At 61.9% G+C, this 19,752-nt stretch carries 14 protein-coding genes and 1 tRNA gene; 3 read left to right on the forward strand and 12 right to left on the reverse strand.

Annotation, left to right across the window (positions count from 1 at the left end; genetic code table 11):
* Nucleotides 1-135 precede the first annotated feature (135 nt).
* The 9 genes from rpoC to ACFSUD_RS00850 form a co-directional block, all read right to left on the reverse strand.
* Nucleotides 136-4,383: a DNA-directed RNA polymerase subunit beta' gene (gene rpoC / locus ACFSUD_RS00810; protein ID WP_386370471.1), complete on the reverse strand. Its 4,248-nt coding sequence runs from the start codon at nt 4,381-4,383 to the stop codon at nt 136-138.
* 95 nt (nt 4,384-4,478) lie between these two features.
* Nucleotides 4,479-8,615, reverse strand: a complete 4,137-nt coding sequence (gene rpoB, locus ACFSUD_RS00815; protein ID WP_386370474.1) for a DNA-directed RNA polymerase subunit beta — start codon at nt 8,613-8,615, stop codon at nt 4,479-4,481.
* 240 nt (nt 8,616-8,855) lie between these two features.
* Nucleotides 8,856-9,227, reverse strand: a complete 372-nt coding sequence (rplL, locus tag ACFSUD_RS00820; protein ID WP_386370477.1) for a 50S ribosomal protein L7/L12 — start codon at nt 9,225-9,227, stop codon at nt 8,856-8,858.
* 74 nt (nt 9,228-9,301) lie between these two features.
* Nucleotides 9,302-9,817: a 50S ribosomal protein L10 gene (gene rplJ, locus ACFSUD_RS00825; RefSeq protein ID WP_386370480.1), complete on the reverse strand. Its 516-nt coding sequence runs from the start codon at nt 9,815-9,817 to the stop codon at nt 9,302-9,304.
* Nucleotides 9,818-10,082: 265 nt separating this feature from the next.
* On the reverse strand, nt 10,083-10,781 hold the full coding sequence (gene rplA / locus ACFSUD_RS00830; RefSeq protein ID WP_386370483.1) for a 50S ribosomal protein L1: 699 nt from the start codon (nt 10,779-10,781) through the stop codon (nt 10,083-10,085).
* Between the two features lies 1 nt (nt 10,782).
* Nucleotides 10,783-11,208: a 50S ribosomal protein L11 gene (gene rplK / locus ACFSUD_RS00835; RefSeq protein WP_386370486.1), complete on the reverse strand. Its 426-nt coding sequence runs from the start codon at nt 11,206-11,208 to the stop codon at nt 10,783-10,785.
* Nucleotides 11,209-11,370: 162 nt separating this feature from the next.
* Nucleotides 11,371-11,904 carry a transcription termination/antitermination protein NusG gene (nusG, locus tag ACFSUD_RS00840; RefSeq protein WP_386370489.1) on the reverse strand — a complete coding sequence of 178 codons (534 nt, stop codon included), beginning with the start codon at nt 11,902-11,904 and terminating at the stop codon, nt 11,371-11,373.
* A 201-nt stretch (nt 11,905-12,105) separates the two neighbouring features.
* Nucleotides 12,106-12,303: a preprotein translocase subunit SecE gene (secE, locus tag ACFSUD_RS00845; RefSeq protein ID WP_386370493.1), complete on the reverse strand. Its 198-nt coding sequence runs from the start codon at nt 12,301-12,303 to the stop codon at nt 12,106-12,108.
* 163 nt (nt 12,304-12,466) lie between these two features.
* A tRNA-Trp gene (locus ACFSUD_RS00850) sits at nt 12,467-12,542 on the reverse strand.
* Nucleotides 12,543-12,689: 147 nt separating this feature from the next.
* Here ACFSUD_RS00850 and ACFSUD_RS00855 point away from each other — a divergent pair.
* Together ACFSUD_RS00855 and ACFSUD_RS00860 are read left to right on the forward strand one after the other, a co-directional pair.
* Complete coding sequence (locus ACFSUD_RS00855; protein ID WP_386370495.1) at nt 12,690-13,187, forward strand: DUF892 family protein; 498 nt, start codon at nt 12,690-12,692, stop codon at nt 13,185-13,187.
* Nucleotides 13,188-13,495: 308 nt separating this feature from the next.
* Nucleotides 13,496-13,654, forward strand: coding sequence for a hypothetical protein (locus ACFSUD_RS00860; RefSeq protein ID WP_386370498.1), 159 nt, complete (start codon nt 13,496-13,498; stop codon nt 13,652-13,654).
* 115 nt (nt 13,655-13,769) lie between these two features.
* Here the strand turns inward: ACFSUD_RS00860 and tuf are convergent, their stop codons facing one another.
* Both tuf and ACFSUD_RS00870 read right to left on the reverse strand, forming a co-directional pair.
* Nucleotides 13,770-14,945 (reverse strand): elongation factor Tu, encoded by a 1,176-nt coding sequence (gene tuf, locus ACFSUD_RS00865; RefSeq protein ID WP_386370456.1) that lies wholly within the window; start codon nt 14,943-14,945, stop codon nt 13,770-13,772.
* Between the two features lie 153 nt (nt 14,946-15,098).
* Entirely contained in the window at nt 15,099-15,683 is a 585-nt protein-coding gene (locus tag ACFSUD_RS00870) for a hypothetical protein (protein ID WP_386370501.1), read from the reverse strand.
* Nucleotides 15,684-15,817: 134 nt separating this feature from the next.
* Between ACFSUD_RS00870 and ACFSUD_RS00875 the strand changes: the two genes are divergently transcribed.
* Nucleotides 15,818-17,173, forward strand: a complete 1,356-nt coding sequence (locus tag ACFSUD_RS00875) for a cytochrome P450 (protein WP_386370504.1) — start codon at nt 15,818-15,820, stop codon at nt 17,171-17,173.
* A 78-nt stretch (nt 17,174-17,251) separates the two neighbouring features.
* Here ACFSUD_RS00875 and parC read toward each other — a convergent pair whose 3' ends face one another.
* Complete coding sequence (gene parC, locus ACFSUD_RS00880) at nt 17,252-19,555, reverse strand: DNA topoisomerase IV subunit A (RefSeq protein WP_386370507.1); 2,304 nt, start codon at nt 19,553-19,555, stop codon at nt 17,252-17,254.
* Nucleotides 19,556-19,752: the final 197 nt, after the last annotated feature.

A 19,752-nucleotide genomic window follows, 5' to 3' on the forward strand; every position in this document is an offset into this window, starting at 1 on the left:
GCAAGGCCCTCTGCAGATCCCGAAGCGGCGCAGGTGCGGCCCCGTCCGCAGGTCACGCTAGGATGTGGCGCGACATAAAAAAAGCCCCCGCACCATGACAGTGCGAGGGCCGGTTTCAACTATGGCGCGGTTGCATCAATCGCGGCTGTCTTCGTCAACGATCACCGTGTTGAAGACATCGCCGCCGACCACGTCGTCGGCATCCGCCGTCGGTGCTGCCAAGGCCGCCGCGGCTTCCGCCTCTTCCCGGCGCGCCTCGATCACGACGTTGTCGCGATCCGCCGCCACCTTGCGCATCTGCTGGGTCGCCCCACCGGTACCGGCCGGGATCAGGCGGCCGACGATGACGTTCTCCTTGAGACCGACCAGCTTGTCGCGCTTGCCCTGAACCGAAGCCTCGGTCAGCACGCGGGTGGTCTCCTGGAAGGACGCCGCCGAGATGAAGCTGCGGGTCTGCAGCGACGCCTTGGTAATGCCGAGCAGGATCGGTTCGCCCTTGGCGGGGCGGCCGTTCTTCGAAATGGCCTTCTCGTTGGCCGCGTCAAATTCCTGCTTGTCCACATGCTCGCCCTTGAGCAGCGTGGTGTCGCCGCTGTCCTGGACTTCCCATTTCTGCAGCATCTGGCGCACGATGACTTCGATGTGCTTGTCGTTGATCCGCACACCCTGCAGGCGATAGACGTCCTGAACCTCGTCGATCATGTATTCCGCCAGGGCTTCGACACCCATGATGGCGAGAATATCATGCGGCGCGGGGTTCCCGTCCATGATGTAGTCACCCTTCTGCACATAGTCGCCTTCGGCCACCGGGATGTGCTTGCCCTTGGGCACCATGTACTCGACCTTGTGATCCGGATCATCGGCGCTCTCGATCGCGATACGGCGCTTGTTCTTGTAGTCCTTGCCGTAGCGCACATAGCCGTTGATCTCCGCGATGATGGCGTGATCCTTCGGGCGGCGCGCCTCGAAGAGTTCGGCCACACGCGGCAGACCGCCGGTGATGTCCTTGGTCTTGGCGCCTTCGCGCGGGATCCGTGCGACCACGTCACCAGCCGAGATCTGCGTGCCGTCCTCGACGGACAGGACCGCGTCCACCGACATCGGATAGGTCACCGGGTTGCCCGCATCGTTGCGGACCGGCTCGCCGTCTTCGCCGACCAGAATGATCTCCGGCTTGAGCTCGTTGCCCTTGGGGGCCGCGCGCCAGTCGATCACGATCTTCTGGGTCATGCCGGTAGCATCGTCGGTCTCGTCCTTCACCGCGATCCCCGACACGAGGTCGACGAATTTCGTGGTACCGGATTTCTCGGCGATGATCGGCAGGGTGTAGGGGTCCCATTCGAACAGCTTGTCGCCACGCTGCACGTCCTGGCCTTCCTTGACGAAGAGCTTGGTGCCGTAGCCGACCTTGTGGCTGGCACGTTCCTCGCCGTTCTCGTCCTGGATCGACAGCTTCATGTTCCGGCCCATCACCATGATCTCACCGGCGGTGTTCTCAAGGGTCTGCGCGTTTTCGAACACGATCTTGCCGGGCTGGCTGGCTTCGAGGAAGGACTGCTGACCACCCTGGGCAACGCCGCCGATGTGGAAGGTCCGCATCGTCAGCTGCGTACCCGGTTCACCGATCGACTGCGCCGCGATGATACCGACGGCCTCGCCCTGGTTAACCAGCGTACCGCGCGCCAGGTCACGACCATAGCACATGGCGCAGACGCCCTCTTCGGCCTCACATGTCAGCGGGCTGCGGATCCGGGCCGAGGCTACGGCAGCCTCGTCAATCAGGTCGGACATGCGCTCGTTGATCAGCGTGCCCGCCGGCACCAGCACCTCGTCGGTGCCCGGACGCAGGATGTCATCTGCCGTCACCCGGCCAAGCAGACGCTCGGCCAGCGAGGAAACAACCTCGCCGTCATTGACCGCCGCCTCGGCGGTGATCGCGGTCTCGGTACCGCAATCGTGCATGCGCACGATGCAGTCCTGCGCCACGTCCACCAGACGCCGGGTCAGGTAACCCGAGTTCGCGGTCTTGAGCGCCGTATCCGACAGACCTTTCCGCGCACCGTGGGTCGAGTTGAAATATTCGAGAACGGTCAGACCTTCCTTGAAGTTCGAGATGATCGGCGTCTCGATGATGTCGCCGTTCGGCTTGGCCATCAGGCCGCGCATCCCGCCGAGCTGCTTCATCTGGGTGACCGAGCCACGCGCACCGGAATGGGCCATCATATAGACCGAGTTCGGCTCTCTCTCGGACCCGTCGTCGTTATAGGTGGTGGCCGAGATCGACCCCATCATCGCGTCCGTGACCTTGTCGTTACATTTCGACCAGGCATCGACGACCTTGTTGTACTTCTCACCCTGGGTGATCAGACCGTCCATGTACTGCTGTTCAAAATCCTTGACCTGTTCGCGGGTCTCGTCGACCAGATTCCACTTATTGTCAGGGATCAGCATGTCGTCCTTGCCAAAGGAGATGCCGGCCTTGAAGGCTTCGCGGAAGCCCATGGTCATGATCTGGTCGCAGAAAATCACCGATTCCTTCTGACCACAGTAGCGGTAGACGGTGTCGATGACCTGCTGCACTTCCTTCTTGCGCAGCAGACGGTTTACGAGATCGAACGGCGCCTTGGCGTTGAGCGGCAGCAGCGCACCGAGCAGAATCCGGCCAGGGGTGGTGTCATAACGCTTGACCACCTCGTTGCCTTCTTCGTCGATCTGCTTGATCCGCGCCTTGATCTTGGAATGCAGATGCACGGCACCGGCTTCCAACGCGTGCTGCACCTCGTTGACCGAGCCGAACGCCGAGCCTTCGCCAACCATGCCGTCGCGTTCCAGGGTCACGTAGTAAAGACCGAGGATCATATCCTGCGACGGCACGATGATCGGCGCGCCGTTGGCGGGCGAAAGCACGTTGTTGGTCGACATCATCAGAACACGCGCTTCCAGCTGGGCTTCGAGGCTCAGCGGGACGTGCACGGCCATCTGGTCACCGTCAAAGTCGGCGTTGAAGGCCGAGCAGACCAGCGGATGGAGCTGGATCGCCTTGCCCTCGATCAGAACAGGCTCGAACGCCTGAATGCCCAGACGGTGCAGCGTCGGCGCGCGGTTCAGCATGACGGGATGTTCACGGATCACTTCGTCCAGAATGTCCCAGACCTCGGGGCGCTCTTTCTCGACCAGCTTCTTGGCCTGCTTCACGGTGGAGGACAGACCCTTGGCTTCAAGCCGCGAGTAGATGAACGGCTTGAAGAGTTCCAAGGCCATCTTTTTGGGCAGACCGCATTGGTGCAGTTTGAGCTCCGGGCCGGTCACAATGACCGAACGGCCAGAGAAGTCGACTCGCTTACCCAGAAGGTTCTGACGGAAGCGACCCTGCTTGCCTTTCAGCATGTCAGACAGCGACTTCAGCGGACGCTTGTTGGCACCGGTGATGACGCGGCCACGGCGGCCGTTGTCGAACAGAGCATCGACGGATTCCTGCAACATCCGCTTTTCGTTGCGCACGATGATGTCAGGCGCGCGCAGCTCGATCAGACGCTTCAGACGGTTGTTCCGGTTGATCACCCGACGATAGAGATCGTTGAGATCGGAGGTCGCGAAACGACCGCCATCGAGCGGCACCAGCGGGCGCAGTTCCGGCGGAATTACCGGGATCACGGTCAGCACCATCCACTCGGGGCGGTTGCCGGATTCCAGGAAGGATTCGACCACTTTCAGACGCTTGATGATCTTCTTCGGCTTCAGCTCACCTGTCGCCTCCTTAAGATCGGCGCGCAGCTGGTCGGCCTCGGCTTCGAGATCGATCGCCGCCAGCATCTCCCGGATCGCTTCGGCACCGATATTGGCCGTGAACGCGTCCATGCCATAGGCATCCTGCGCGTCCATATACTCTTCCTCGGTCATCATCTGACCGTAGGTGAGGTCCGTCAGGCCGGGTTCGATCACCACGTAATTCTCGAAATAAAGCACCCGCTCGAGATCCCGCAGGGTCATGTCCAGCATCAGGCCGATGCGCGACGGCAACGACTTGAGGAACCAGATATGCGCCACCGGCGAGGCCAGCTCGATATGGCCCATGCGCTCGCGGCGCACCTTCTGCAGGGTGACTTCGACGCCGCACTTTTCACAGACGACGCCGCGGTATTTCATCCGCTTGTATTTGCCGCAGAGACATTCGTAATCCTTGATCGGGCCAAAGATACGCGCGCAGAACAGGCCGTCACGCTCGGGTTTGAACGTGCGGTAGTTGATGGTTTCGGGCTTCTTGATCTCGCCGAAGGACCAGCTGAGGATCCGCTCCGGCGAGGCCAGAGAGACCTTGATCTCATCGAACACCTTGGGCGGCGTGAGCGGGTTGAACGGGTTGTTTGTCAGTTCCTGGTTCATTTTCAAATCCTTGAAAGGGGTGCGTTGGGGTCGAGGGGAACCGTTTTCTTAAAAAGAAAGCGGACCGGGATTTTTGAAAAATCCCGATCAGTGCCTCACTCATCCTCCTCCGCATCCAGGAGTTCCATATTCAGGCCGAGACCGCGGACTTCCTTGACGAGAACGTTGAAGCTCTCCGGAATGCCCGCCTCGAAATTGTCCTCGCCCTTGACGATGCTTTCATAGACCTTGGTCCGCCCGGCCACGTCGTCCGACTTCACGGTCAGCATTTCCTGCAGGGTATAGGCGGCACCGTAGGCTTCCAGAGCCCAGACCTCCATTTCCCCGAAGCGCTGACCACCGAACTGCGCCTTACCACCCAGCGGCTGCTGTGTGACGAGGCTGTAGGGTCCGGTCGAACGCGCGTGGATCTTATCGTCCACCAGGTGGTGCAGCTTCAGCAGGTACTTGACGCCGACGGTCACCGGGCGGGCAAACTGCTCGCCGGTCCGGCCATCGAACAGCACCGACTGACCCGACGTGTCGAAACCGGCCCGCGTGAGGCTGTCGTTCACATCGGCTTCCTTGGCACCGTCAAAGACCGGCGTCGCGATCGGCACGCCGCGCACGACGGTCTTGGCAGTCTCTACCAGCGTGGCCTCGTCCATGTCCTTGATGCCTTCTTCGTAGACATCATCGCCATAGGCGTGGTGCATCGCCTCGCGCACCGGAGTCAGGTCGCCGGAACGACGGTATTCCTGCAGCGCCTCGTCCACGTTGATCCCGAGACCGCGCGCGGCCCAGCCCATGTGGGTTTCGAGGATCTGACCGACGTTCATCCGGCTCGGCACACCCAACGGGTTGAGGCAGAAGTCGACCGGGGTACCATCGGCGAGGAACGGCATGTCCTCCATCGGCACCACTTTCGAGATTACACCCTTGTTCCCGTGACGACCGGCCATCTTGTCGCCTGGCTGCAGCTTGCGCTTCACCGCCACGAAGACCTTGACCATCTTCATCACGCCCGGGGGCAGATCGTCGCCACGACGTACTTTCTCGACCTTGTCCTCGAAGCGCGCATCGAGCGTCCGTTTCTGGATCTCGTATTGCTCGTTCAGGGCCTCGACAATCTTGGCGTCGTCCTCGCCTTCGAGGGCGAGCTGCCACCACTGACCGCGAGACAGGCTTTCGAGCAGCTCCTCGGTGATCTGGCTGTGCGCCTTCACGCCTTTCGGACCTTTCACCGCGACCTTGCCGAGGATCATGTCCCGGAGACGCGCATAGATGTTGCGGTCGAGGATCGCCAGCTCGTCGTCCCGGTCACGGGCCAGACGTTCGACTTCCTCACGCTCGATCTGCAGCGCACGTTCGTCTTTCTCGACGCCGTGACGGTTGAAGACGCGGACTTCGACAACGGTGCCGAAATCGCCCGGCTTCACCCGCAAAGAGGTGTCGCGCACGTCGGAGGCTTTCTCACCGAAGATGGCGCGCAGAAGCTTTTCTTCCGGCGTCATCGGGCTTTCACCCTTCGGAGTGATCTTGCCGACGAGAATGTCGCCCGGCTCCACATCGGCACCGATATAGACGATGCCCGCCTCATCGAGGTTGCGCAGGGCTTCCTCGCCGACGTTGGGGATGTCGCGGGTGATCTCTTCCGGCCCCAGCTTGGTGTCCCGGGCGGCGACTTCGAATTCCTCGATATGGATCGAGGTGAAGACGTCATCCCGGCTGACGCGCTCGGAGATCAGGATCGAGTCCTCGTAGTTGTAGCCGTTCCAGGGCATGAAGGCGACGACGACGTTCTTGCCGAGCGCCAGTTCCCCCATGTCGGTGGACGGACCGTCTGCAACGACCTGACCCTTCTGGACCGTGTCACCCACCTTCACCAGCGGGCGCTGGTTGATACAGGTGTTCTGGTTGCTGCGCTGGAACTTGCGCATGCGGTAGATGTCCACACCCGCGTCGCCCAGCTCGAGGTCTTCAGTGGCGCGGATCACGATCCGGCTGGCATCGACCTGGTCGATGACACCGGCGCGGCGCGCCATGATTGCAGCACCGGAATCCCGGGCCACGACTTCTTCGATACCGGTCCCGACCAGCGGTGCTTCCGCCTGCAGCAGCGGCACGGCCTGGCGTTGCATGTTCGAGCCCATCAGAGCACGGTTGGCGTCGTCGTTTTCAAGGAACGGGATCAGCGAGGCCGCTACCGAGACCAGCTGTTTCGGGCTGACGTCGATCAGGTCCACGTTCTCGGACGGGGCCAGCGTGTAGTCACCCGACTGGCGGGTGCTGACGAGGTCGTTCACGAACTTCATGTTCTCGTCGAGGTTGGCGTTCGCCTGCGCCACGGTGTGACGCATTTCCTCGGTCGCGGACATGTATTGGACATCATCGGAAACCACACCGCCGGAAACCTTCCGGTAGGGCGTTTCGATGAAGCCATACTTGTTGACGCGCGCAAAGGTCGCCAGCGAGTTGATCAGACCGATGTTCGGGCCTTCCGGCGTCTCGATCGGGCACATCCGGCCATAGTGGGTCGGGTGCACGTCGCGCACTTCGAAACCGGCGCGCTCACGGGTCAGACCGCCCGGCCCGAGCGCCGAGAGGCGACGCTTGTGCGTCACTTCGGAGAGCGGGTTTGTCTGGTCCATGAACTGCGACAGCTGCGAGGAGCCGAAGAACTCGCGCACGGCTGCGGCGGCGGGTTTGGCGTTGATCAGATCCTGCGGCATCACCGTGTCGATCTCGACCGAAGACATCCGCTCCTTGATCGCACGCTCCATGCGCAGCAGGCCGACGCGGTACTGGTTTTCCATCAGCTCACCGACCGAGCGCACCCGGCGGTTGCCGAGGTGGTCGATATCGTCGATGTCGCCACGGCCGTCGCGCAGATCGACCAGCGCCTTGACGCAGGCGACGATATCGTCACGGTCGAGCGTGCGCTGGGTGTCGGGCTTGTCGAGATCCAGACGCATGTTCATCTTGACGCGGCCGACGGCAGAGAGGTCATAACGCTCGCTGTCAAAGAACAGCGTGTCAAACAGCGCCGAGGCGGCTTCGACGGTGGGCGGCTCGCCCGGACGCATGACCCGGTAGATGTCCATGAGCGCGGTGTCGCGGTTCATGTTCTTGTCGTTTGCCATGGTGTTGCGCATGTACGGGCCGACATTGACGTTGTCGATATCGAGCAGCGGGATCTCGGTGATGCCCGCGTCGATCAGCTCCTTCGCGGTGCCACCGATCAGATCGCCGTCCTTGTCATACTCAAGCGTCAGCTCGTCACCGGCCTCGACATAGATCGCGCCGGTTTCCTCGTTGATGATGTCCTTGGCGACAAATTTGCCGACGATGTGATCGAAGGGCAGCAGCAGCTCCTTGACCTTGTCCTCGTCGATCAGCTGCTTGACGGCCCGGGGGGTGACCTTCTTGCCGGCTTCGAAAAGGATCTCGCCGGTGCTGGCGTCGATCAGGTCATAGGTCGGACGGGTGCCGCGCACCCGGTCGGGGAAGAAGGGTGCGACCCAGCCCTTGTTCTTCTCAAGCTTGAAAGTGACGGTATTGTAATAGGCATTCATGATGCCTTCCTGGTCCAGCCCCAGGGCATAGAGCAGGGTCGTCACCGGCAGTTTGCGGCGCCGGTCGATACGGGCATAGACGATGTCCTTGGCGTCGAATTCGAAATCGAGCCAGGAGCCGCGGTAGGGGATGATGCGGCAGGCGAACAGGAGCTTGCCCGAGGAATGGGTCTTGCCCTTGTCATGGTCGAAGAACACGCCGGGCGAGCGGTGCATCTGGGAAACGATGACCCGCTCGGTGCCGTTGACGATGAAAGTGCCGTTCGGGGTCATCAGGGGCATGTCGCCCATGAAGACGTCCTGCTCCTTGATGTCCTTGACCGACTTGGCGCCGGTGTCCTCGTCGATATCGAACACGATCAGCCGCAGGGTGACCTTCAGCGGCGCGCTGTAGGTCATGTCCCGCTGCTGGCATTCCTCTACGTCATACTTGGGCTTCTCGAGCTCGTATTTGACGTATTCCAGGACCGAAGTCTCGTTGAAATCCTTGATCGGGAAGACCGATTGGAAAACGCCCATGATCCCTTCCCCGTCGGTCGGGGTCTCGGCATCGCCGGAATTAAGGAACAGGTCGTAGGAGGATTTCTGAACCTCGATCAGATTCGGCATCTCCAGCACTTCGCGGATTTTGCCATAATATTTACGTAGACGTTTCTGGCCAAGGAAGGATTGTGCCATGTGTCGTGTCACCTTTCGTGTCTCTTGCCGAGCGCATCAACCACCGGGGCCGTGGTGCGCGCCCATAAGAGCGGAAAATCCGGGTCAATTCTCGAGTGGCGTCCCACCGCCGCTCTTCCGACCATTTGGACCTATCCAGAGGAATGTTCCCCGTGGAACATTCGTCAAAACAGGTCAGGCTGGACAGGGATTGCCCCCGTCCAGCCCTCTTTTGAATGGTGCGCGACGCGCACCCCCGGCTTAGGCCAGCTCGACTTCGGCGCCAGCTGCTTCCAGCTTGCTCTTGATGTCTTCTGCTTCGGCCTTGTCCACGCCTTCTTTGATCTTGCCACCGGCTTCGACCAGGTCCTTGGCTTCTTTCAGGCCCAGACCGGTGATGCCGCGGACTTCCTTGATCACGTTGATCTTGGAAGCGCCGGCGTTCTTCAGAACGACGTCGAATTCGGTCTTCTCTTCTTCGGCAGCGCCACCTTCGGCAGGGCCGGCCATCATCACTGCGCCGCCAGCGGCGGGCTCGATGCCGTACTCGTCTTTCAGGATGGTTTTCAGTTCTTGTGCCTCAAGCAGGGTCAGACCAACGATCTCTTCTGCCAGTTTCTTCAGATCAGCCATGTTTAGCTCTTTCCGTTAACGATATGTGTGTTCCAACGCCGGTATGCAACCGAACGCCAGCTTGACGAATTGCGTTACGCAGCCGCCTTGTCCTCGATGGTGGACAGGATGGATGCGATATTGCTTGCAGGTGCGCCAATGGCCCCGGCGATGTTCGATGCAGGTGCGCCGATGCAGCTTGCGATCTGAGCGATAAGCTCGTCGCGCGAGGGCATCTTCGACACGGCTTCGACACCGGCCTGGTCCAGAGCGTTCTCACCCATTGCACCGCCGAGAATCACGAATTTCTGATTCTCTTTGGCGAATTCCTGGGCCACCTTGGCTGCTGCCACGGGGTCTTCGGAATAGGTCAGAACGGTCATACCCGTCAGAAGGTCGGCAATGCTTTCGCACGGCTTGCCCTCAAGGGCGATCTTGGCGAGCCTGTTCTTGGCAACACGCACGGCCCCACCGGCAGCGCGTGCGCGCGCCCGAAGGTCCTGCATTTCAGCAACTGTCAGGCCGACGTAGTGGCTGACCACAACGACGCCAGAGCTTTCAAAGATCTGGCCGAGTTCGTCGACCAGCTGTTCTTTTTGTGCTCTATCCACAGTTTCACTCCAAATTTGGGGGTTTCCCCCCGGCTCAGTTCAGGATGCGTACTCTTGCATCCCATTCGGGTCCAATGTCAGGGTCCCGGCCAAAACCACCCGAAGGCAGTAAATTCCCGGTTTCCCATCTCAGGAAGGAATTATGCAGCTTGCGCCGCACCCTCCGTCTCGGACAGAAGCTGGGCCGATACTCTGGCCCCGCTCATCTGACGGGCGAACCCGACAGATCTCAGGTGCAGGGAGGGGCGAAGCCCTCCCCGCGAAATCACTCGGCGATCGCGTTCTCGACAGCGACCGACACGCCCGGGCCCATGGTGGAGCTCAGGTTGATCTTCTTCAGATAGGTGCCCTTGGCACCCGTCGGCTTGGCCTTGGAAACTGCGCCGACGAAGGCACGGATGTTCTCGGCCAGCTTGGATTCGTCAAAGGACAGCTTGCCAACGCCTCCGTGGACGACACCGCCCTTTTCGGCCTTGAACTGCACTTCACCGCCCTTGGCCGCTTTCACGGCGTCGGCAACATCCATGGTCACGGTACCGACCTTGGGGTTCGGCATCAGGTTGCGCGGGCCCAGAACCTTACCCAGACGACCGACGATCGGCATCATGTCGGGCGTCGCGATGCAGCGATCAAAGTCGATCTTGCCGCTCTGGATGGTCTCCATCAGGTCCTCTGCACCGACGATGTCGGCACCGGCCTTCTCGGCCTCTTCAGCCTTGGCGCCACGTGCGAACACGGCAACGCGCATGGTCTTGCCGGTACCGTTAGGCAGGCCCACGACGCCGCGGACCATCTGGTCAGCGTGGCGCGGATCGACGCCGAGGTTCATCGCGATCTCGATGGTCTCGTCGAATTTGACGCTCGAGTTCGACTTGATCAGGCTCACGGCCTCCTCGACGGTCAGGTCTTCCTTACCGGCGAAAGCTTCACGTGCGGCGCGGGTGCGTTTTCCGATTTTTGCCATCTTACTTCACCTCGATGCCCATGGAGCGGGCGGAGCCCAGAATGATCTTCATCGCGGATTCAACGTCATTCGCGCTCAGATCGGCCATTTTCGCTTCCGCGATCTCGCGGACCTGCTTGGCAGTGATGGTGCCGACAGTCTCGCGGCTCGGCGTCTTGGCGCCGGAGTTCACCTTGGCAGCCTTCTTCAGGTAATAAGCCGCCGGGGGCGTCTTGATGTCCATGGTGAAGGACTTGTCCTGATAATAGCTGATCACGGTCGGGCACGGTGCGCCCGGCTCCATGTCTGCGGTCTTGGCGTTGAACGCCTTGCAGAATTCCATGATGTTGATGCCGCGCTGGCCCAAAGCGGGACCGACGGGCGGGGACGGGTTGGCTTGCCCCGCCTTGACTTGCAACTTCATCGTACCGACGAGTTTCTTGGCCATTGGCCTTCTCCTATGTCATCGGTGGGATCGATCCCACCCTACGTGACCGCAACGCGTCGCGGCCCTTGGCTAGCGTGGTCTGGTCCGGCTACGCGTAGCCTCGCCTCCCACAAATGAACGGTCGTTAAACCGTAGGATGGGTGCTCGCACCCATCGTCCCACTCAGATCTGCTTGTTGACCTGAGTGAATTCCAGTTCGACCGGAGTCTCCCGGCCGAAGATCGAGACCGACACCTTGAGGCGCTGGTTCTCTTCGTCGACTTCCTCGATCATCCCGTCGAAATCCTCGAACGGGCCATCGGCGACCTTTACCTTCTCGCCGATCTCGAAATGGATCAGCGTACGCGGCGCATCCTCGCCTTCCTGCACGCGGCCAAGGATCGCCTGAACCTCGGCATCGCGCATCGGCATCGGACGACCCTGCGGGCCGAGGAAGCCGGTGACCCGGTTGATCGAGTTGATCAGGTGATAGCCCTTGTCGGACATCTCCATATGGACGAGCACATAGCCCGGCATGAAACGGCGCTCGGTCGAGACCTTCTTGCCGCGCCGCACCTCGATCACCTCTTCTGTCGGGACCAGCACCTCGTCGATGTCATTCTCGAGGCCCTGCTCTTCCACGGATGTGCGGATCTGCTCGGCGATCTTCTTCTCGAAGTTCGACAGGACGCTGACCGAATACCACCTTTTTGCCATTTGATCCTTGGTCCTTGTCTCTTGCACGGCCCGGGGACCCATGCGGAATTCTGCTTCTGCCCGGACATTCGGTCCGCGCCCTGAACAAAAAATCGGCGCGCAACACGAATCGCCGCACGCCCTTATGTCAGGTGAGGCCTGCGAATAGCCCGCACGCCCCGATCTTTCAAGTGCTCAACGCGATTTTAGTGACCCGCACGGTCAGCTGAAGATATTCAGCACGGCGGTCAGGCCGCTGCGGATCGCGATATCGACCAGCGCGAAGAAGATCGCGGTCAAAGCGGCAAGGATGAACACCATGACAGTGGTCAGCATCACTTCACGGCGGGTCGGCCAGACGACCTTGGCAACTTCGGCCCGGACCTGCTGAATGAACTGAAGCGGATTAGTGGTGGCCATGTCGCGTATCCTGTTTTGCCAGATTGGCCGGATGTAACGGCAAAGCCCGGCGGTTTCAAGCCTGCTGGCGACAGGCGGGCAGCCGCTGTGCCACAGCCTGGAGCGCCTTCCCAAACACCGCCTTTGGCAACTTCTGCCGAATAGATCCATCACCGCGGGAAAGTGGCAGGGGCTGAGGGACTCGAACCCACGACCCTCGGTTTTGGAGACCGATGCTCTACCAACTGAGCTAAACCCCTGTGCCGGGGCTTGGGGTAGTCGCAAATGCCCGCCGGATCAAGAGGAGATCGGCATGGATCGGCCATTTATCCGCCCCGGGCGGAACATTGCGCCCGAGGGACACGTTTCTTCGCTGAATCCTCAGCCCAACCACACAGGAGAGACCGATGACACTCAACAATCTGACCGACGTCTATCACGATCAGCTTCAGGATCTCTATTCGGCCTGCAAGCAATCCCTCGAAGTCACCACGGAACTCGGCCGCGCCGCCAGTGACAGCGACCTCAGCAAGGCGCTGCAATCGGGCAGCCAGGGTATCAGCCGCGGCATGGACGAATTGAAATCGCTTTGCGCGGAGAATGACATCGATCCCGAAGGCGAGCACTGCAAGGGCATGGAGGGTCTCGCGACCGAAGCCCGCAAACATGCGCTCGAGGAAAGTTTCAGCGATGACGCGACCCGCGATGCGATGATCATCACCCAGTATCAGCGCATGGTCCATTACGCGCTGGCGGGCTATGGCTGTCTCGTTGCCTTTGCCAACCGTCTCGGCAAGGATGACGACGGCGCGCGGCTGCAGAACCTGCTTGATCATACCTATGACGGCGACCGCCACATGACGGAGATCGCCACCAAGGGCGGCATCAACGACAAGGCGAGCTGAACGCTACTTCCAAGCGATCGCAGTCGGCCCCGCAGCGGGCCGACTGCGAAACGAGGACGGTCAGACAGGCAAAAGCCGACCCCGGCGTCCTTCCCCGGCGTCCTTCCCCGGCGTCCTTCGACGAAAAAGGTTACATCTTCTGTGACATGTCTCACAGACCACCCTACCCCGAAATGCTATGGATCCTCACCGGCGCCCGGTTTCTGCAAGCTGTGGCGCTTTAATCCATCAGACCGCACGGCGTATAACGACCGGCCTCGATAACGAATGACACCTCCCGTGCCCGATCTCCACGAAAGGGGTTCATCATGAGGTTCAGGGCCATCGTCACATTCGCCATCGCCGCCTTGCTGTTATCGGGCTGCGCCAATGAAAGCCGCTATCCGATGTCCGGGGTCTCGGCAGGTCCGGCAGATTCGGTGCGCGGCATGTCACATCACGATTTCTCGGCCTGGTCGGTGCCATAGGCAAACCGACGGCGGCTGAACGAAGCCCGCCAGCGCACGAAAAGAAAAAGGCCGGGCGATCCTGCGATCACCCGGCCCCCTTCATGACTTAGCGGACCCAGATCCGCGTCGCCTCTTATTCCGTGATCTTGGAGACCACGCCGGCGCCGACGGTGCGGCCGCCTTCGCGGATCGCGAAGCGCAGGCCCTGCTCCATGGCGATCGGTGCGATCAGCTCGACGCCGAAGGAGACGTTGTCGCCCGGCATGACCATCTCGGTGCCCTCGGCCAGGTTGACCGTGCCGGTCACGTCCGTGGTGCGGAAGTAGAACTGCGGACGGTAGTTGGCGAAGAACGGCGTGTGACGGCCACCTTCATCCTTGGTCAGGATATAGGCTTCGGCTTCGAACTTGGTGTGCGGGGTCACGGAGCCCGGCTTGCAGAGCACTTGGCCACGCTCGACACCGTCACGGTCGACACCGCGCAGCAGCGCGCCGATGTTGTCGCCCGCCTCACCGCGGTCCAGCAGCTTGCGGAACATTTCCACGCCGGTGCAGGTGGTCTTCTTGGTGTCGCGGATGCCGACGATCTCGATCTCGTCACCCACGTTGATCACGCCACGCTCGACACGGCCGGTCACAACCGTACCGCGGCCGGAGATCGAGAACACGTCCTCGACCGGCATCAGGAAGGGCTGGTCCACGGCGCGCTCGGGCGTCGGGATATACTCGTCCACGGCGGCCATCAGCTTGCGGATGGATTCCTCGCCGATCTCCGGGTTGTTGCCTTCCATGGCGGCCAGGGCGGAGCCCGGGATCACCGGGATGTCGTCGCCCGGGTAGTCATAGGAGGACAGCAGCTCGCGGATTTCCATTTCCACCAGCTCGAGCAGCTCGGCGTCGTCGACCTGGTCAACCTTGTTCATGTAGACGACCATGTTCGGGATACCGACCTGACGGCCGAGCAGGATGTGCTCGCGGGTCTGGGGCATCGGGCCGTCGGCCGCGTTCACCACCAGGATCGCGCCGTCCATCTGCGCTGCACCGGTGATCATGTTCTTGACGTAGTCGGCGTGGCCGGGGCAGTCGACATGCGCGTAGTGACGGGCTTCGGTCTCATACTCGACATGCGCGGTCGAGATGGTGATGCCGCGGGCCTTCTCTTCGGGCGCGCCGTCGATCTGGTCATAGGCGCGGAAATCGCCGAAATACTTGGTGATCGCTGCTGTCAGCGTGGTCTTGCCGTGGTCAACGTGGCCGATCGTGCCGATGTTGACGTGCGGTTTGGTACGTTCAAACTTTGCCTTTGCCATGATTGGGCGCCCTTTACATTGCCGGGCCCCGCCGGGGACCCTTACCTAACTGGCGCGCGATGTATTGGGTCTGGGCCGTAAAATCAAGCAGGTCTTGGCATTATGCCCGATCGGGGGCGGTTTCGGGCCGCAGCCCTCGGCGGACCCCGCGGCTCACTTGCCCCGGCTCTCCGCCGCACCCGGCGCCGCGACCGGTACGCCGTTGTTGAACCAGCCCTTTTCGGCATTCTGCTCGACAAGGTAACTTTCGATCGACTTGGCGGCGTTCTGGCTGAGGTTCTTCAACTGCTCCGCGGCGGATTTGGTATAGCCCGACCCGACAATCGGCCCCTGGTCGAGCGATTCCAGCACCGTGATCTGATGCGGCTTCGGGGTCAGCTTGATGCCCTTGGCATCATCCCAGACGGTCAGGTTGACGATCAGGATCGATTTCGGCGCGAAGACCAACGGAATTCCCGGCTGCGCCAGCACATAGCCTTCGACGCTCATGCCGAAATGATAGGCACGCTCCCCGTCATAGCGGTCGAACCGCTCCGCCACCGCATCGGTCAGCGCCTTGGTCAGTTCGGCCTCGCTGACCTCCCGGCTCAACGGCCCCTTCACCGCCTTCGGCGCGACGGCGATATTATGTGACAGGTTGAAATCGCCCAGCGGCACCGGTGCCTTGTCAAGATCGGAGGCGCCGTTGCAGGCCACCAGAAACAGAAAAGACATCAAAACGGCGCTGAGGCGGATCATCGGCGGCTCCCGGAACAAAAACACATCGACAGGCGATACCGCAGCGCCGCGCAGGGTGCAATCAATTGCCGCGTTGGCAGAGGCGCCGCGCCGCCCTACCTTCTGCCCGAGACAGGCGAAAGGAGTTGCCGAAAATGGCCCAAGACAGCGCAATTCCAGTCCGCGTGCCGCTGGTCACGGCACCGATGGGCATATTCAAGAGCCTGTCCACCGCCCGTCGCAACGTGCTGCGCATCATTCCGGAGATCGCCACAAGACAGCCGATGGTCACCGGCAAGACCGGCAAACGCTGGCATATGGTGATGGACCCCGGCGCGATCCGTCATATCCTGCTCGACCGGCTCGAGGATTATCCCAAGTCTGTGGTGACCAAGAACCTGCTGAAACCGGCGATCGGGGAATCGCTGTTCATCGCCGAGGGCGCCCATTGGCGCTGGCAGCGGCGCACCGCTGCGCCGGTCTTCTCGCATCGCAACGTGCAGAACCTGGCGCCGATCATGTCCGCCGCCGCAGAGCGCGCCGCCGCGCGCATCGCCGCCGCCGGGCCGCGCGCTGTCGACCTGCTCGATGAGATGGTCACGACCACTTTCGATGTGATCTCCGATGTCACATTCTCAAGCGGAGATACCTTCGACCGGGACGCGGTGCACGGCGCCATCGACGATTACATCGCCGAGGCCGGCAAGATCAGCCTGTTCGACATCCTCGGCTTCCCCGATTGGGTGCCACGGCCCGGTCGGATCATGTCGGGTCAGGCGATGAAGGAGATGAAGGCGATGGCCGACAAGGCCATCGAGAGCCGCGCCGCGCGCGAGCACGAAGGCGTGCCGGATCTGCTCGATCTGCTGCTGGCGGGCGAGGATCCCGAGACCAAGCGCCGGATGAGCACCGCCGAGCTGCGCGACAACCTGCTCACCTTCATCGTCGCGGGGCATGAGACGACTGCGCTGACGCTGGCCTGGTCGATGTACCTCGTGGCGTTTGACCAGCAGGTGCAGGACAGGGCCCGGGCGGAGGCGCAATCGGTGTTGCAAGGGCGCGCGGCCGGGGCGCAGGATGTCGAACGGCTGCCCTATATCCGGCAGATCATCGACGAGGCACTGCGGCTCTATCCCCCGGCCGGGATCGTCTCGCGCACGGCGCGAAAGCCGGACGAACTCTGCGGCCGCGAGATCCGCGCCGGGGAAACGGTGATGATCCCGATCTATGCGCTCGGACGTCACAAGCAGCTCTGGGAGGAGTCCGACGCCTTCCGTCCCGAGCGATTCGCGGATCGCAAGAGCATTGACCGCTATGCCTATCTGCCCTTCGGTGACGGCCCGCGCATCTGCATCGGTGCGTCCTTCGCGCTGCAGGAGGCGGTGATCATCCTTGCGACCCTGCTGTCCCGCTTCCGCTTCACCCCGGTGCCGGGCAAGGAACCCGAACCGGTGATGATCCTCACCCTGCGTCCGGAAGGCGGCGTCTGGCTCAGCGCGGAACCTGTCTGACGAAGCCGTTTTTCTGAAAGAGAACGGACCGGAATTTTCGCAAAATTCCAGCCCGTAAAATCCGTTAATCCGTCAGGGTCAGTTGAACTTGTTGTCCCGCGGGAAACCGCGTGGCGCCATGCGTCCGGTTCCGGCGCGCTTGCCGGTCCACTCGCCAAGATCGCTCTGCGTGCGCGTGCGCCCTGCCGGATCGAGCCAGCTCAACCCCTCGGCCCGCGAGAATGTCGTCGCATCCGACAGGCCCCCGTCCTTGAACTTCTGCAGCCGTACGCCCTTGCCGCGGCCCATCTCCGGCAATTCCTCCAGATCGAAGACCAGCACCTTGCGGTTCTCGCCCACCGTGGCCACGGCATCGCCGCTGACCGGACGACAGATCAGCGCCCTGGTCTCGCCCCGCACGTTCAGCACCTGCTTTCCGCCGCGGGTCTGCGCGAGCACATCATCCTCCGGCACCACGAAACCGTCCCCGGCGCTGGAAGCCACCAGCAGGCGTCGCCCCGGCTTGTGGATGAACAGATCGACGATCTGCACCTCGTTCGGAAGGTCGACCATCAGCCGCAACGGCTCCCCCATGCCACGCCCGCCCGGCAGGTTCGCCGCCGACAACGTGTAGAACCGTCCGTTTGAACCGAAGATCAACAGCCGGTCGGTGGTCTCGGCGTGGAAAATGAAACGCGGCCCGTCGCCGTCCTTGAACTTTAGCTCGCGATTGAGGTCGATATGCCCGGTCATGGCCCGGATCCAGCCCATCTGCGAACAGACCACGGTAATCGGCTCGCGGTCGATCATCGCTTCGAGCGGCACGTCCTCCACCACACCGGCCTCGGCGAAGCTGGTGCGCCGTGCGCCGCCATGCCAATCCTTGCCGAATTGCTTGCGGGTCTCGCGCAGCTGCGCAGTGATGCTGTCCCATTGCAGCACCTCGCTGGCGAGCAGATCCTCCAGTCCGGCCCGCTCGGCTTTCAGTTCCGATTGCTCGCGCAGCAGTTCCAGCTCTTCGAGACGGCGCAGCGAGCGCAGCCGCATGTTGAGAATCGCATCGGTCTGCACCTCGCTGAGCTCACCGCTGCCCGGCCCCGGCGAGACATAATCCGCCTCGTCCCTGGCCCGGACATGCTCACGCCCCCATGCCTCGCGCATCAGCGCCGCCTTCGGGTCCTCGTCATAGCGGATGATGTCGATCACCCGGTCGAGGTTGAGGAAGGCGATGATGAAGCCTTCGAGCACCTCGAGCCGGTGGTCGATCTTCTCCATCCGATGTGTCGAGCGGCGCTGCAGCACCTCGCGGCGGTGATCGAGGAAAGCGCGCAGCACTTCCTTCAGCGAGCAGACCTGCGGCGTCACCCCGTCGATCAGCACGTTCATGTTGAGCGAGAACCGGACCTCGAGATCGGAATTGCGATAAAGCATCCCCATCAGCACTTCCGGATCGACGTTCTTGCTGCGCGGCTCGATGATCATCCGCACGTCATCCGCCGATTCGTCGCGCACATCGGCGAGGATCGGGATCTTCTTGGTCTGGATCAGCTCGGCGATCTTCTCGATCAGCTTGGACTTCTGGACCTGATAGGGAATCTCGGTGACGACGATCTGCCAGGCGCCGCGGCCCAGTTCCTCGACCTCCCAGCGGCAGCGCAGACGGAAGCCGCCCTTGCCGGTGCGATAGGCGGTCGCGATGTTCTCCGGCGGCTCGACGATCACCCCGCCGGTCGGGAAGTCCGGTCCCGGCACATAATTCAGCAACGTGTCGTCGCGCGCGTCGGGGGTCTTGATCAGGTGGATACAGGCGTCGCAAAGCTCGGCGATGTTATGCGGCGGAATATTGGTGGCCATGCCCACCGCGATCCCGGAAGAGCCATTGGCCAGCAGGTTGGGAAATTGCGCGGGCAGCACCACCGGTTCGGTAAGCGTGCCATCGTAATTCTCGCGGAAATCAACGGCGTTTTCGTTGAGCCCTTCCAGCATCGCCTCGGCGACCGCGGTCATCCGGGCCTCGGTATAGCGGCTGGCGGCCGGGTTGTCGCCGTCGATATTGCCGAAATTCCCCTGCCCGTCGACCAGCGGGTAGCGGACGTTGAAATCCTGCGCCAGACGCGCCATCGCGTCATAGATCGCCGCATCGCCATGCGGATGGTAATTGCCCATCACGTCGCCGGAGATCTTTGCCGATTTGCGGAAACCGCCCGTCGATGACAGCCGCAGTTCGCGCATCGCATAGAGGATACGCCGGTGCACCGGCTTCAACCCGTCCCGCGCATCGGGCAGGGCCCGGTGCATGATCGTGCTGAGCGCATAGGTCAGATACCGATCCCCCAGCGCGCGGCGCAAAGGTTCGGACAGATCACCGGGATGCGGGGTCGGGGGGGCGGTCAGGTCAGACATGGATGCTGTGTAGCCAAGCCGCAATTTCCCGGCAAGCGCCACTTTGCTTCCGCGGCGTCGCGGCAGATGCCTGCGGCGGCGACGCATCGCTAACCAGTTTCGCTTTCCTCTGCGGGGAATCGGCGAAACATGTTATTGAACCATTGGGGAGGTTTTGGCGTTGGGCTCGAAAGCAAATGACTTTGGGGGACCACGAC

It is taken from the genome of Sulfitobacter aestuarii, assembly GCF_042685005.1.
GTDB classification, from domain to species: Bacteria; Pseudomonadota; Alphaproteobacteria; order Rhodobacterales; family Rhodobacteraceae; genus Sulfitobacter; species Sulfitobacter aestuarii.

Coding starts and splice junctions, on each gene's coding strand:
- rpoC (WP_386370471.1), bottom strand. CDS start 4,383: ATGAACCAGGAACTGACAAACAACCCGTTCAACCCGCTCACGCCGCCC.
- rpoB (WP_386370474.1), bottom strand. CDS start 8,615: ATGGCACAATCCTTCCTTGGCCAGAAACGTCTACGTAAATATTATGGC.
- rplL (WP_386370477.1), bottom strand. CDS start 9,227: ATGGCTGATCTGAAGAAACTGGCAGAAGAGATCGTTGGTCTGACCCTG.
- rplA (WP_386370483.1), bottom strand. CDS start 10,781: ATGGCAAAAATCGGAAAACGCACCCGCGCCGCACGTGAAGCTTTCGCC.
- rplK (WP_386370486.1), bottom strand. CDS start 11,208: ATGGCCAAGAAACTCGTCGGTACGATGAAGTTGCAAGTCAAGGCGGGG.
- nusG (WP_386370489.1), bottom strand. CDS start 11,904: ATGGCAAAAAGGTGGTATTCGGTCAGCGTCCTGTCGAACTTCGAGAAG.
- secE (WP_386370493.1), bottom strand. CDS start 12,303: ATGGCCACCACTAATCCGCTTCAGTTCATTCAGCAGGTCCGGGCCGAA.
- ACFSUD_RS00855 (WP_386370495.1), top strand. CDS start 12,690: ATGACACTCAACAATCTGACCGACGTCTATCACGATCAGCTTCAGGAT.
- ACFSUD_RS00860 (WP_386370498.1), top strand. CDS start 13,496: ATGAGGTTCAGGGCCATCGTCACATTCGCCATCGCCGCCTTGCTGTTA.
- tuf (WP_386370456.1), bottom strand. CDS start 14,945: ATGGCAAAGGCAAAGTTTGAACGTACCAAACCGCACGTCAACATCGGC.
- ACFSUD_RS00870 (WP_386370501.1), bottom strand. CDS start 15,683: ATGATCCGCCTCAGCGCCGTTTTGATGTCTTTTCTGTTTCTGGTGGCC.
- ACFSUD_RS00875 (WP_386370504.1), top strand. CDS start 15,818: ATGGCCCAAGACAGCGCAATTCCAGTCCGCGTGCCGCTGGTCACGGCA.
- parC (WP_386370507.1), bottom strand. CDS start 19,555: ATGTCTGACCTGACCGCCCCCCCGACCCCGCATCCCGGTGATCTGTCC.